Here is a 13,623-nt window from a genome sequence, read left to right as displayed (position 1 = left end):
TGTATATACAAGTATATATTGATTACATGTTACTCATGTTGCGGAAGTGTTGAGCGATGTGGGTTGAGCCAACCTGATGTTGATGACCTTACTCATCCGAACACTTAAGGATATCGCTATGACCGCTGAAAATCGTATTCGTCATGTTGATGTACGCGCCTCCCGGGGGACTAAACTCACGGCAAAGAGCTGGCTAACCGAGGCTCCGCTACGGATGCTGATGAATAACCTCGACCCGGAGGTGGCTGAAAATCCACATGAACTCGTGGTATATGGCGGAATTGGGCGTGCGGCACGTAACTGGGAGTGCTATGACAAAATCGTAGAAACCCTGACTCAGCTAAACGATGATGAGACACTGCTGGTCCAGTCCGGTAAGCCCGTTGGTGTGTTTAAAACCCACAGCCATGCGCCACGTGTCCTGATCGCTAACTCTAACATTGTTCCTCATTGGGCGAACTGGGAATACTTTAACGAACTTGATGCGAAGGGCCTGGCGATGTACGGCCAGATGACTGCGGGTAGTTGGATCTACATCGGTAGTCAGGGCATCGTTCAGGGTACCTATGAAACCTTCGTTGAAGCCGCTCGCCAACATTACAACGGTAGCCTTAAGGGGCGCTGGATCCTCACCGCGGGCCTGGGGGGAATGGGGGGAGCACAACCGCTGGCGGCAACGCTTGCGGGTGCTTGTTCTCTGAACATTGAGTGCCAGCAAAGCCGCATCGATTTCCGCCTTAAGACACGCTATGTCGATGAGCAGGCGACCTCGCTTGACGATGCGTTGGCACGCATCAAACGTTACACCGAACAGGGCAAAGCAATTTCTATCGCGCTGTGTGCTAACGCCGCCGACATTCTTCCTGAACTGGTTCGTCGTAACGTGCGTCCGGATTTAGTCACCGACCAGACCAGCGCGCATGACCCATTGAATGGCTATTTACCACAGGGTTGGCAGTGGTCCGATTATGTAGCACGTGCGAAAACTGAACCTTCTGTTGTTGTTCAGGCAGCCAAACGCTCAATGGCCGAACATGTCAATGCGATGCTGGCGTTCCAGAAACAAGGGATTCCTGTTTTTGACTATGGCAACAACATCCGCCAGATGGCGCTGGAGATGGGGGTGACAAACGCGTTTGATTTCCCCGGATTTGTCCCTGCCTATATTCGTCCGCTGTTCTGTCGCGGGATTGGTCCCTTCCGCTGGGTGGCGCTCTCCGGCGACCCGGAAGACATTTACAAAACAGACGCCATGGTCAAAGAACTCATCCCGGATGACGAACATTTGCACCGGTGGCTGGATATGGCTCGCGAACGTATCAGCTTCCAGGGCTTACCGTCACGTATCTGCTGGGTTGGCCTCGGACAACGCGCCAAATTAGGTCTGGCGTTCAATGAAATGGTCCGTAGTGGTGCGCTCTCTGCGCCTATCGTCATTGGCCGCGATCACCTGGACTCAGGTTCTGTTGCCAGCCCAAACCGTGAAACGGAAGCAATGAAGGATGGTTCTGATGCGGTATCCGACTGGCCGCTACTCAACGCGCTGTTGAATACAGCCAGTGGCGCGACCTGGGTTTCTTTGCATCATGGCGGCGGCGTCGGCATGGGCTTCTCGCAACATTCAGGCATGGTGATTGTGTGTGACGGCACTGATGAAGCGGCTGAGCGTATTGCGCGGGTTCTGCACAACGATCCGGCTACGGGCGTGATGCGCCATGCTGATGCCGGCTACGAAATAGCGCAACGCTGCGCCCGTGAGCAGGGGCTGAACCTGCCAATGGAAAAATAGTGACGTATTTCCCGGTCTGGGCGGAAGTATAAAACGTCCGCTGGAAGCCTCTAACCCACAGGATGCACAGCGATATGAGCAAACAAACACATTATCAGCCGTTATGCGGTGTTCGTGTTCTCGACCTGAGTCGGGTACTGGCTGGCCCTTATTGTACGGCGATGCTGGCCGATCTCGGTGCCGAGGTTATTAAAATTGAAGCACCTGGACACGGTGATGATAGCCGCCACCTTGGACCCTTTGTGAAGGGCGAAAGCGTCTATTACGGCCTGATTAACCGCGGCAAGCGCAGTATTGAACTGGATTTTAAATGTCCGGAGCACCGGCAGCATTTCTATCAATTGGTCGAAGAAGCGGACGTGGTGGTGGAGAACTTTCGCCCGAGCGTGACGCAGCGCCTTGGGATCGATTTTGACACGCTTAAAAAGTATAACGACCGGCTGATCTACGCCAGTATTTCAGGTTTTGGCCAGCACAGCCCGTTGGCCAAACATCCTGCTTACGACATTGTCGCCCAGGCGATGTCCGGCTTGATGAGCGTGACGGGATTTGCGCAAAGCGGCCCCACACGCAGTGGTGAATCTCTCGGTGATGTCTGTGCCGGGATCTACGCCGCCTGGGCTGTCAGCAGTGCGTTATTTGCCCGCGAACGACATCATCCCGAGGCGCAATATATCGATGTTGCCATGCTGGACGTGTTGGTCAGCATGCAGGTAACAGGGCTATCGAATTTGTTTGCCCACGGGAAAGCGCCGGGATTGATTGGCAATCGCCATCCTGTTTCCACGCCGTTTGATACCTACCGGGCCGCAGATGGGCTGGTGGTGATCGCGGTAGCCAGTCAGCGTCTTTATGCGCGGTTGTGCGAATGCATGGGGCAACCCGCGTTGGCAACGGATAGCCGCTTCATTGATGACATTAGCCGTACGCGAAACGAGCAGCAATTAAAAGCAGCCATTGAGCGCTGGAGCATGACATTTAGCGTGGACGATCTTTGCGAGCTCCTGCTGGAGGCAGGTGTTCCGGCTTCGCCGATTCATAACCTGGAGCAGGTGACACAAAGCGAACATGCACAGGCTCGCCAGTTACTGATTCAGCCATCTGATGAGAGCAACCCTTTAGTTGTACAACCGGTGTTCTTCAATGGCCATAAACCCCATGCGATCGAGAGGGCTCCGGCACTAGGAGAAGCCAACGCGCTCTATGGTGTAGATACCCACTCATTACCAACAGGAGCAGTGCATGAGCTTTGAAATTAATGAAACTGAGCGCGCGATTGTCGACGCGGTGACAAGCGTCGCCCGGGATGTCCTGCAACCACGCGCCCAGCACTATGATGAAACGGAGACTTTCTGCCAGGAGAGTCTTACTGCACTGGGCGAACTCGGCTGCATGGGCATTAACTTACCCGAAGCCTATGGGGGCTTCGGGGTGGGCAGCGTCGCCATGAGCCAGGCGGTAGAAGCGATTGCTGGCGCTTGTGCCTCCACCGCTTCTGCGTTGACCGCCCATTTCCTGGCCACCGACTCTATTCTGATTGGCGGGACAGAAGAACAAAAGCTGCACTGGCTCCCGCGGGCAGCCAGTGGGGAATTGTTGGGGGCGTTTGCGCTAACGGAACCTGCCGCTGGCTCAAACCCCGCTGATATGCGAACGGTTGCAAAGCGTGAGGCTGATGGATGGCGAATTCAGGGGAATAAACACTACATCACGAATGCCCGGGAAGCAGACTTGATTGTGCTGTATGCGAAAACGGCTCCGGCAGAGGGGCATAACGGTATCAGTGCGTTCATTATCCCGAAAGACACCGGCGGCGTCGTGTTCTCCAGCCCGGAAAAAACCATGGGGCTACGTGGCAGTACTATTTATGAACTGTCTTTAGATTGCTGGCTTCCTCAATCCGCGCTGCTGGGTAAAGAAGGCCAGGGATTCGCAACGGCGATGGAAGTGCTTGATCGTGGGCGTGTTGAAGTTGCTGCAATGTCACTGGGTATTGCCAGCGCGGCAATGGAGAGTTGTTTGCAGTGGGTGCATGACAGACAGATCGGTCCGAAACCATTGATGGCCTATCAGGGAACGCAATGGCGACTGGCGGATATGCATACCCAGTTACAGGCGGCACGGATGCTGACCTGGCAAGCGGCGGAAAAGCGCGATAGCGGGCAACGTTTTAGCCTTGATTCAGCGACCGCCAAATTGTTTGCCGCTGAATGCGCCGGTTTTGTCACGGATGCCGCACTTCAGTTACACGGTGGCTATGGTTACATCCGCGATCTTCCCCTTGAACGCTATGTCCGGGATGCCCGCATCCTGCGCATCTTTGAAGGCACGTCGGAAATACAAAAAATCATTATCTCAAGAAGCTTGCTGAACAACCGTTAGGCATGACCAAACGGCAGGGCAAAGTGCGTGCGGGATTGCATGCTCCAGGCTGTTCCGGCCTGGAAATTCGATGGGTAAAAGCACCATTTCCAGGTTCGTTCTATAACGTGAGGAAGCATGCATCATGAACATTGACGACAGTACACAACAACATGTAAAGCCTGCAGCCGTGGCTCCGCTAATTGAGTCACGCTCCATTGACTACATTCCTGAGGCTGAACGACACGGCAGTTTGTTCAGTCAGTTTACGCTGTGGTTTGGCGCAAACCTGCAAATTACAGCAATTGTTACCGGCGCATTGGCCGTGGTGTTGGGCGGTGATGTGTTCTGGTCGCTGATTGGATTGTTCGTCGGACAGGTACTCGGTGGCGCAGTGATGGCGCTCCATGCTGCACAGGGACCGAAATTGGGTCTTCCACAGATGATATCGAGCCGGGTGCAGTTTGGCGTATACGGTGCAGTGTTGCCGATAATCCTGGTCTGCATGATGTACGTGGGTTTTTCCGCGGGGGGGACAGTACTCGCCGGCCAGGCCATTGCGCAGCTCGTCAATGTGAGTGACTGGTTTGGTATTCTGATTTTTGGTGTCGTGATTATCACCATTACGGTTTGCGGTTACCGCGTGATCCACGGGCTGGGGAAACTGGCGAGTGTGGTGGGTATCGTCATCTTCTTTTACCTCTTTTTTAAAATTCTCTATGGCTATGATGTCCAGACATTGCTGGAAAATCGTCACTTTACGCTGACTAATTTCTTGCTGGCGATGTCCCTTTCAGCATCATGGCAGATAGCGTTTGGTCCCTATGTTGCCGACTATTCGCGCTATTTACCGAGCAACACGTCTACAGTAAAAGCATTTTTCGCTGTCGGACTGGGTAGCGTCGTGGGGACTCAGGCATCCATGGTGCTGGGGGTTTTTGCTGCCGCAATCGCAGGGAAACAGTTTGCGGGTCATGAAGTTGCCTACATCGTCGGCCTTGGCAGTACAGGGGTTATTGCCGGTCTGTTATTCCTCGGCATCTTCTTTGGTAAGGTCACTATTACTGCACTGAATGCCTACGGCAGTTTTATGTCACTCGCCACTATTGTCAGCGGCTTCCGTGGAAAACATAACGTATCACCCGGTATGCGTCTGTTTTTCATCATTCTCATGGTGGGGTTCTCTACGCTGATCGGTTTGTTAGGACAGCATGAATTTCTGAAGTTATTTACCGCATTCTTGTTATTTTTGTTGGCCTTCTTCACCCCGTGGAGTGCGATTAACCTGGTAGATTACTACCTCGTCACCAAAGGGCGCTATGACTTGCCCGCACTCTCTGATCCTAACGGACGCTATGGTCGCTGGAACATGACCGGCATCCTCACTTATCTGTTCGGTATTGTCGTCCAGTTACCGTTTATCGCGACCAGCTTTTATACCGGCTCACTCGTTGAAAGCCTGGGCGGGACTGATATCTCCTGGATTGTTGGCCTGCTGGCAACCGGGGTGGTCTATTTTGTGGCTACGCGGTTCTGGCCGCCCTCTATCGCACCGGCACTGATTTTGCCTGAAGAGCGCTAGTTTTCTCGCTCATACAAAACAGAAGGAATATGAAATGAAAATCTTAGTGGGCGTGAAACGTGTTATCGACCATAACGTCAAAATACGCATCAAAGCTGATGGAACCGGCGCTGAGCTGGAAAACGTCAAAATGTCGATGAACCCTTTTGACGAAATTGCGCTGGAAGAGGCGGTGCGTCTGAAAGAAGCCGGCGTAGCAAGTGAAGTTGTTGTTGTTTCAGTCGGGGATCTTTCTTCTCAGGAAACGCTACGCAATGCGCTGGCCCGAGGTGCTGACAAGGCGCTGTTAGTTGAAACCGAGCAGGGAGCAACATTCGGGTCATTGGACATCGCGAAAATACTCCAGCGACTTGTCGCGCAGCTAGAACCTCAGCTCATCCTGCTGGGCAAGCAAGCGATTGATAATGACGCCAACCAGACCGGGCAAATGCTGGCCGGATTACTGGCGTGCAGTCAGGCAACCTTTGCATCGGCGCTGGATGTGACCGACGACGGACGCATTACTGTCACCCGGGAAATTGACGGTGGTTTAGAGGTGCTCTCCCTGGCATTGCCTGCGGTGGTAACTGCCGATTTGCGCCTGAATCAACCTCGTTACCCAAGCCTGCCGAATATTATGAAAGCGAAGAATAAACCTCTGGAGATTATCTCATTGGCATCTATGGGTTTTGTACCCTCGAAGCAGTTAACCACCCTCAATATCACCGAGCCGAAAAAACGCAATAGCCGCTGTCAATGGCTGGAAAATGCGGCCCAACTGGTTGCGGTGCTAAAAGAACACAAAGCCATTTAATTCTCAGAGGATGCCGAAATGAGTCAGACATCAATTCTTGTTATTGCCGAACACGATAATCAGACGCTCAAAAGCAGCACCCTGACAACCCTCACCGCGGCGCAGCATATTGCTGCCGGCGGCGAGGGGAGGGTTCACTTGCTGATTGTGGGCCATCAGTGCCAAAACGTTGTGGATGCCGCGCGAACCCTCGGTGGGGTCACTGAAATACTGGTTTGTGACGCACCTCATTACGCCAGCCTTCTGGCGGAAGAGGTGTGCGCAGCGGTTGTCCCCCTGGTGACTGATTTCACCCATGTACTTTTACCGGCGACCGGATACGGAAAAAATATCGCACCGCGGTTAGCGGCAATGCTGGATGTCGCACAAATTTCTGATATCACCGAAGTCTGCGATGCAAATACGTTTGTGCGTCCAATTTATGCAGGTAATGCCCTGGAAACGGTGCGCAATAATGGCGGACAACTGGTCATTACCGTGCGCGGCTCAGCCTTCACGCCATCGCTGCATGCCGGGCATGACGTACGGGTAACGCCGGTACAACCAACCGCCGCGCTGGCATTATCACGCCATGTGAGTCAGTCACTTACGCCGTTTTCTCGTCCGGAACTGAGTACCTCAAAAATCGTCATTTCGGGGGGGCGCGGACTGAGTGCGAAAGAGAATTTTCAACTTATTGAGACCATTGCCGACAAGCTTGGTGCAGCAATTGGCGCATCCCGTGCCGCCGTTGACGCCGGTTTTGTGCCTAATGATTATCAGGTAGGGCAGACTGGTAAAATTATTGCCCCCGACCTCTATATCGCCGTAGGTATTTCCGGTGCGATACAACATTTGGCGGGCATGAAAGAAAGCAAATTGATTGTCGCCATTAATAAAGATAAAGAGGCGCCGATTTTCCAGATTGCAGATTACGGTATCGAAGGCGATCTGTTCCAGATTTTACCCGAGCTGGAGAAAGCGCTGGCGTAACCCGCCATGCCCCATAACGTTTTTTCTTTCTCAGGAGGAAATATGCATCCAGACAGGTCAGCGCTCGACACCCAAAAGATCCGTGAGGCAATGGAGTTTGATGTCCTGATTGTGGGGGGCGGTCCATCGGGGCTGGCGGCGGCGATTCATCTGAAGCAACTGGCGGCACAGCGCCAGCAAACGCTTTCCGTTTGCCTGATCGACAAAGGAGCCAGCATTGGTGCACATATATTGTCCGGAGCGGTCATTGATCCTGTTGGATTGAATGAACTGCTGCCGGGCTGGCAACAAAAGCTGTCATTACCGCTAACGCCAGTGACGGAAGATCGTTTTTTGTTTTTGGGTGCCCAAAAGCAGATTCGTGTACCGCAAATATTTTTACCTGAATGCTTTAAAAATCATGGCAATGTGATTGGGAGCCTTGGCCTGGTGTGCCAGACCCTTGCCCAGCAGGCGGAACAACTGGGCGTCGAAGTCTTTGCCGGATTTACGGGGACTGAAGTGCTTTATGATGAACAGGGTGCAGTAATCGGTGTCGCTACCGGTGATATGGGGCTGGATAAATCAGGTCAGCCGACTGCGCAGTATCAGCAAGGGATCAACCTGCTCGCCAGAACCACGCTTTTTGCTGAAGGATGCCGTGGGCAGCTAGGAAAAACAGTAATTGAGAAGTTCACACTAGACCGGGATAGCGCCCCCCAGACCTACGGACTGGGGTTGAAAGAAGTGTGGCAAGTTCCCCCGGAGCAGCATCAACCGGGGCTGGTGGTGCATTGTGCCGGTTGGCCGTTGGGTGCAGCAACCTACGGCGGTGGCTTTGTCTACCATTATGGCGATAACCTGGTCGCGGTGGGATTGGTTGTTGGGCTGAATTACAGTAATCCGTGGTTGTCACCGTTTGAAGAGTTTCAACGTTTGAAAACGCATCCGGCCATTTCTGCGCATCTGCAACAGGGGACGCGCCTCAGTTATGGTGCCAGAACGATGGTTGCGGGAGGATTGTCTTCACTGCCGATACTGAGCTTTAAAGGGGGGGCACTTCTTGGCGATAACGCTGGATTTTTAAACGCCGCACGAATCAAAGGCAGCCACTGCGCCATTAAAAGTGGAATGTTGGCCGCCCGGGCGACTCTCGAGGCTTTAGACATCGCACAGGCTCAGGGGCAATATCTGGCAGATGAAGCGACTCTGGCCGCGGTTTATCAGCAGGGCTTCCAGGACAGTTGGCTGTACCGCGAACTATACCAAACGCGTAACTTTAAACCCTATATGAAGAAGGGACTGTATACAGGCTCTCTCTTATTTGGTGCGGAACAACTGTTATTGAAAGGCCATACACCGTGGACGTTAGCACTGAAACAAAGCGATCATCAGGCACTCAAACCCGCTTCCAGCGAGGCGAAGATTAACTATCCAAAGCCTGACGGCGTGCTGACATTCGACCGATCTTCATCGGTGTTTTTGTCGAATACTAACCATGAAGAAGATCAGCCTTGTCATCTGAGGTTGAAAGATGAGCGTATCCCGCTCACGGTAAATCTGCCGTTGTACGCGGCCCCGGAGACACGTTACTGTCCGGCGGGTGTCTATGAAATTGTCGAGCTGGAGCAGCAACCTCATCTGCAAATTAATGCGCAGAACTGCCTGCACTGTAAGGCTTGTGATATTAAAGACCCAACGCAAAATATCACTTGGACGGCTCCTCAGGGAGGAGAAGGTCCACTGTATCAGGGGATGTAATACGGCTGCTGTGAGTAAACCAGAGACACAAAAAACCACGCAATCGCGTGGTTATTTTGTTCCTCTGGACTGATGAGGTCTTCTATGGAACCTCATCAGACAGCAGAAATGATTAGACGTTGAACAGGAAGTTCATCACATCGCCATCTTTAACGATGTAATCTTTACCTTCTGCACGCATCTTGCCGGCTTCTTTCGCACCTTGCTCACCTTTATAGGTGATGAAGTCTTCAAATGCGATGGTTTGTGCGCGGATAAAGCCTTTCTCGAAGTCGGTGTGGATCTTACCGGCTGCCTGCGGGGCAGTTGCGCCGACAGGGATGGTCCACGCACGAACTTCTTTCACGCCAGCGGTGAAGTAGGTCTGCAGGTTCAGCAGTTCGTAGCCTGCGCGGATAACGCGGTTCAGGCCAGGCTCTTCCAGACCCAGTTCAGCCATAAATTCGTCACGGTCAGCATCGTCGAGTTCAGCGATGTCAGCTTCAACAGCGGCACAAACGGCGACCACGACGGAGCCTTCAGCGTCGGCGATTTCACGAACTTTATCGAGGTACGGGTTGTTTTCAAAACCGTCTTCGTTCACGTTGGCGATATACATGGTTGGCTTCAGCGTCAGGAAGCTCAGGTACTTGATTGCTGCCTTGTCTTCGTCAGTCAGGTTTTTCAGCGCACGCAGCATACCGGCGTTTTCCAACTGCGGCAGGCATTTTTCCAGCGCGGCCAGTTCAGCTTTAGCGTCTTTATCACCGCCTTTGGCTTTCTTCTGTACGCGGTGGATAGCACGCTCACAGGTGTCGAGGTCGGACAGCGCCAGTTCGGTGTTGATCACGTCGATATCGTCAGCGGGATCCACTTTGTTGTTAACGTGGATAATGTTGTCGTTTTCGAAGCAGCGAACAACGTGACCGATAGCTTCGGTTTCACGAATGTTGGTCAGGAACTGGTTACCCAGGCCTTCACCTTTGGATGCGCCTTTTACCAGGCCCGCGATATCCACAAATTCCATTGTGGTTGGCAGGATACGCTGCGGTTTGACGATTTCGGCCAGTTGATCCAGACGAGGATCGGGCATCGGGACAACACCCGTGTTCGGCTCGATAGTACAGAACGGGAAGTTTGCCGCTTCAATACCCGCTTTTGTGAGCGCGTTGAACAGGGTGGATTTGCCTACGTTTGGCAAACCGACGATACCGCATTTGAATCCCATGTTTAAATCACCTTAATCTTTTGATATTCAACCTGTTATGGAAAACAGATTGTAGAAATGTAAATAACTCTGCCTATTATACACAGCACGCGAGAAAAATGCCGCACATCGCTGCTTATTGCGCTTTAAAGGTGTGTAACCGGCTCGTTGCTTTGGTCAGTCCATCTTTGAATAAAATCTCGGTACAACGTGCCGCTTCGTCAATGGCTTCATCAATTAACTTCTGTTCTGAAACAGGCGGTTTGCCTAAAACAAAACCGACAACTTTATTTTTATCGCCCGGATGGCCGATTCCAACGCGTAAACGATGAAAGTTAGGGTTATTGCCTAACTTGCTGATGATGTCTTTCAGGCCATTATGTCCGCCATGACCACCACCCAGCTTAAATTTGGCGACGCCAGGTGGCAGATCTAATTCATCGTGGGCGACCAGAATTTCATCAGGGTTAATGCGATAAAAGCTGGCCATCGCGCCAACGGCTTTGCCGCTCAGATTCATAAATGTGGTCGGTACCAGCAGGCGGACATCTTCACCTTCAAGCGTGACTCTGGAGGTGTAACCGAAGAACTTCGGCTCATCGCGCAGGGGCGCACGGAGTCTCTCTGCCAGTAAATCGACGTACCATGCGCCTGCATTATGTCGCGTTGCCGCATACTCTGCGCCGGGGTTCGCCAGGCCGACAATCAATTTAATCGCCACGTAATTTGTCCTGAGTGTGTCTATAACCGGCGTGTAGTTTACTGTTTGCCGACGCGCTTGACAAAAAACTGCGTGCGCCGCCTCGAAAACTGAATAATTGCAGGAATGGACTATTGGAAATTGAGGGTGTTCAGTAGGTTATTTGTAAAGTTTTGTTGCATGGGTGTTTGTATTTGTGATCACAGGCGCACTTGCGAACGGCAGTGTTGTCTATACTTTACACATAAGGATTAGGGGTATTCCCTGTAACAACCCAAAGTTCCGGAGGTGACACATGAAACGCAAAAACGCTTCGTTACTCGGTAACGTGCTCATGGCTTTAGGGTTGGTGGTGATGGTTGGTGGTGTTGGTTATTCTATTTTAAACCAGTTGCCGCAATTTAATCTGCCACAGTTTTTCGCACATGGTGCCGTGCTCAGTATTTTTGTTGGCGGTGTTCTCTGGCTGGCGGGTGCCCGCGTCGGGGGACATGAACAAATCAGCGATCGTTATTGGTGGGTTCGTCATTACGATAAACGCTGTCGTCGCGGTGATACCACGCATCGTCATAACTAAATGACATCCACAGCAAGTGGTGGTAGATAATAGCCGACGAAGTCCTGGTCAAAAAACCAGGACTTTGCTTTTTCAGGGGCATGATACAGGGCGGATTATTCGAATAATCGGTAATGTAACGCTTTGATCGCACTGTCCGCAGTGTCGGCAGGGAGCAGGATGCAAAGTGTATTGTCCGATGCACCATGACAAATCATACGTACCGCATGCTCCTCAAACCAGGTAAACGCATCTTTGCAAACGCCGGCTGCCTGAGTTAGTTGATTCCCGATCAACGTTATCAACGCCAGCCCGGTCTCCACTTCCACGCGACAGTGTGAGGACAATGTGGTGAATAGCGCCGTGGTCAGCGTATGGTCTTCACCCGATGTAGCAAGGGTAGGATCCAGCGCCAGCGCAATACAATTTTCAGAGGTTGTCACCAAATCGGCTGAAACTGCGTGGCGCGCTAAGATGGCGAATATCTGCGCCAAAAAAGCACTGGATGGCTGCGTCTCCAGGCTGTGTAACCGTAGCAGCGTCTGCTTACGACGCACGGCGAGGGCACGATAACGGGGCGAGTTATCGGTGGTGTTGTGTACCAGTGTGCCCCCGGCAGCAGTGTCCTTACTCGAGCCGACAAAGACGGGGATCCCTTTGCGCATTGCCGGTAGCAGCGTCGCCGGGTGGAGTACCTTCGCACCGTAGGCCGCCATATCGCTGGCCTCAGAAAATGAGATGTGATCGATACGTTTGGCCTTCGGCGCAATTCGCGGATCGGTTGTGTAAATCCCTGCAACGTCTGTCCAGATATCCACGCGTGCAGCATCAAGTGCTTCGCCGAGAAGTGATGCAGTGTAATCACTACCGCCACGCCCGAGCGTTGTGGTGTGTCCGCTGACATCACGGCCGATAAATCCCTGAGTGACCATGATTGCGTGCTCAAGGCGCGGGCGTAAATGCGACTGTGCCAACTGGTGCAGGGCACTGAGATCGGGGGCGGCGCAACCGTAGTTTGAGTTGGTACGCATGACGGCACGAGCATCGAACCACCCGGCTTCAGCGTGCCGCTCACGTAATACTTCGGTGAATAGCAAAGAGGACATTAGTTCACCGTGACTGACCAACTCATCGCTCAGCGCATCGGATGGCGAAACGTTCGCCGACTGGGCCAGGCGACTAATATTATCGAGAAGATTGTCAATTTCCTTACGGATAACGGATGGCTGCTTCAGATGAGAAATAATGTTGTATTGGATGGTGCGTAAAGTCTCAAGCTTATCTAATTGCTGATGTATTTCCAGTCCTTCAGAAAGCTCAACCAGGAGGTTTGTGACGCCTGCCGAAGCAGACAAAACGACTAAACGAACATCGTGATCAGCAAGAACAATGCTGGCACTTCGGTTCATCGCGTCAAAATTAGCGACGCTGGTGCCGCCAAATTTGGCAACGATGAAGGGTGAATAAATGCGAGTCATAACAATCTCATATCAGGGCGCCATAAAATATGGCTAGAAAATTTTCATTCTCGGCATAAGGGAAATGATGTTCGCCTTACGAAATTTCCGCCCGCGGACATTTCTGATGACAACCCAGGAGCATTCCTGTTGTCGATAACGGGTTTTGCCTGTACGCGTTACCGGGTGATGCGCATTAGTTTTTATTTACATAGCCTGTAAATAAGCGCGCCATAGTAAGTGATTTATATTTATGGATCGATGTTTTTATTCTGCCAATTGGTAAATAAGTGAAAAATCATGTCGTAACGAGAAAATCCTTACATTATTAACGGTAAAAACACGTAAAAGAATAACAAAGACATGCAAATTAAGTGGTTTTCATTACATCGCGTTCTTTTCATTTGGCTATAACACGGTAAAACAAATGGCAATAATTATTTATAATTTTGCAATGGCGTGAGGTGTTACTCGTTGAATTTTAAAT

General features: G+C 51.9%; 11 protein-coding genes. 8 read left to right on the top strand and 3 right to left on the bottom strand.

The genetic code is table 11. The features are described 5' to 3' along the window. The first annotated feature begins 118 nt into the window (after window positions 1–118). From hutU to NNO02_RS20485, 7 genes are all read left to right on the top strand, one after another. The gene (hutU, locus tag NNO02_RS20515; protein ID WP_271455596.1) at window positions 119–1,789 is read left to right on the top strand and encodes a urocanate hydratase; all 1,671 of its coding nucleotides are present in this window, start codon (window positions 119–121) and stop codon (window positions 1,787–1,789) included. A 74-nt stretch (window positions 1,790–1,863) separates the two neighbouring features. Next, window positions 1,864–3,042 (top strand): CaiB/BaiF CoA transferase family protein, encoded by a 1,179-nt coding sequence (locus tag NNO02_RS20510; RefSeq protein WP_271449242.1) that lies wholly within the window; start codon window positions 1,864–1,866, stop codon window positions 3,040–3,042. Further along, window positions 3,032–4,171 (top strand): acyl-CoA dehydrogenase family protein, encoded by a 1,140-nt coding sequence (locus tag NNO02_RS20505; RefSeq protein WP_271440900.1) that lies wholly within the window; start codon window positions 3,032–3,034, stop codon window positions 4,169–4,171. Before NNO02_RS20510 ends, NNO02_RS20505 begins: the two co-directional genes overlap by 11 nt. A 124-nt stretch (window positions 4,172–4,295) precedes the next feature. Next, on the top strand, window positions 4,296–5,732 hold the full coding sequence (locus NNO02_RS20500; RefSeq protein ID WP_271455595.1) for a purine-cytosine permease family protein: 1,437 nt from the start codon (window positions 4,296–4,298) through the stop codon (window positions 5,730–5,732). Window positions 5,733–5,766: 34 nt separating this feature from the next. Further along, a complete protein-coding gene (locus tag NNO02_RS20495) occupies window positions 5,767–6,525 on the top strand; it encodes an electron transfer flavoprotein subunit beta/FixA family protein (RefSeq protein ID WP_271449245.1) in 759 nt (252 codons plus the stop codon). An 18-nt stretch (window positions 6,526–6,543) separates the two neighbouring features. After that, window positions 6,544–7,497: an electron transfer flavoprotein subunit alpha/FixB family protein gene (locus NNO02_RS20490; RefSeq protein WP_271455594.1), complete on the top strand. Its 954-nt coding sequence runs from the start codon at window positions 6,544–6,546 to the stop codon at window positions 7,495–7,497. Window positions 7,498–7,539: 42 nt separating this feature from the next. Then, complete coding sequence (locus tag NNO02_RS20485; RefSeq protein ID WP_271455593.1) at window positions 7,540–9,237, top strand: electron transfer flavoprotein-ubiquinone oxidoreductase; 1,698 nt, start codon at window positions 7,540–7,542, stop codon at window positions 9,235–9,237. Window positions 9,238–9,349: 112 nt separating this feature from the next. Here NNO02_RS20485 and ychF read toward each other — a convergent pair whose 3' ends face one another. Both ychF and pth read right to left on the bottom strand, forming a co-directional pair. Continuing rightward, window positions 9,350–10,444 carry a redox-regulated ATPase YchF gene (gene ychF / locus NNO02_RS20480; protein ID WP_005122324.1) on the bottom strand — a complete coding sequence of 365 codons (1,095 nt, stop codon included), beginning with the start codon at window positions 10,442–10,444 and terminating at the stop codon, window positions 9,350–9,352. A 115-nt stretch (window positions 10,445–10,559) separates the two neighbouring features. Next, entirely contained in the window at window positions 10,560–11,144 is a 585-nt protein-coding gene (gene pth / locus NNO02_RS20475) for an aminoacyl-tRNA hydrolase (protein ID WP_003020814.1), read from the bottom strand. A 274-nt stretch (window positions 11,145–11,418) separates the two neighbouring features. On the opposite strand from pth, the gene ychH reads away from it, so the two are divergent. Then, entirely contained in the window at window positions 11,419–11,700 is a 282-nt protein-coding gene (gene ychH, locus NNO02_RS20470) for a stress-induced protein YchH (protein WP_016153301.1), read from the top strand. Between the two features lie 95 nt (window positions 11,701–11,795). Here the strand turns inward: ychH and lysC are convergent, their stop codons facing one another. Next, the gene (gene lysC, locus NNO02_RS20465; protein WP_271455592.1) at window positions 11,796–13,157 is read right to left on the bottom strand and encodes a lysine-sensitive aspartokinase 3; all 1,362 of its coding nucleotides are present in this window, start codon (window positions 13,155–13,157) and stop codon (window positions 11,796–11,798) included. Between the last annotated feature and the right edge of the window lie 466 nt (window positions 13,158–13,623).

Source organism: Citrobacter sp. Awk 2 (genome assembly GCF_028069815.1).
Classification (GTDB): domain Bacteria; phylum Pseudomonadota; class Gammaproteobacteria; order Enterobacterales; family Enterobacteriaceae; genus Citrobacter.
Note: the sequence above shows the minus strand (reverse complement) of the source record. Positions and strands in the feature narration are given on the sequence as shown.

What these genes read in the sequence shown, in the direction of transcription:
- hutU (WP_271455596.1), top strand. Translation starts at nt 119, where the DNA reads ATGACCGCTGAAAATCGTATTCGTCATGTTGATGTACGCGCCTCCCGG.
- NNO02_RS20510 (WP_271449242.1), top strand. Translation starts at nt 1,864, where the DNA reads ATGAGCAAACAAACACATTATCAGCCGTTATGCGGTGTTCGTGTTCTC.
- NNO02_RS20505 (WP_271440900.1), top strand. Translation starts at nt 3,032, where the DNA reads ATGAGCTTTGAAATTAATGAAACTGAGCGCGCGATTGTCGACGCGGTG.
- NNO02_RS20500 (WP_271455595.1), top strand. Translation starts at nt 4,296, where the DNA reads ATGAACATTGACGACAGTACACAACAACATGTAAAGCCTGCAGCCGTG.
- NNO02_RS20495 (WP_271449245.1), top strand. Translation starts at nt 5,767, where the DNA reads ATGAAAATCTTAGTGGGCGTGAAACGTGTTATCGACCATAACGTCAAA.
- NNO02_RS20490 (WP_271455594.1), top strand. Translation starts at nt 6,544, where the DNA reads ATGAGTCAGACATCAATTCTTGTTATTGCCGAACACGATAATCAGACG.
- NNO02_RS20485 (WP_271455593.1), top strand. Translation starts at nt 7,540, where the DNA reads ATGCATCCAGACAGGTCAGCGCTCGACACCCAAAAGATCCGTGAGGCA.
- ychF (WP_005122324.1), bottom strand. Translation starts at nt 10,444, where the DNA reads ATGGGATTCAAATGCGGTATCGTCGGTTTGCCAAACGTAGGCAAATCC.
- ychH (WP_016153301.1), top strand. Translation starts at nt 11,419, where the DNA reads ATGAAACGCAAAAACGCTTCGTTACTCGGTAACGTGCTCATGGCTTTA.
- lysC (WP_271455592.1), bottom strand. Translation starts at nt 13,157, where the DNA reads ATGACTCGCATTTATTCACCCTTCATCGTTGCCAAATTTGGCGGCACC.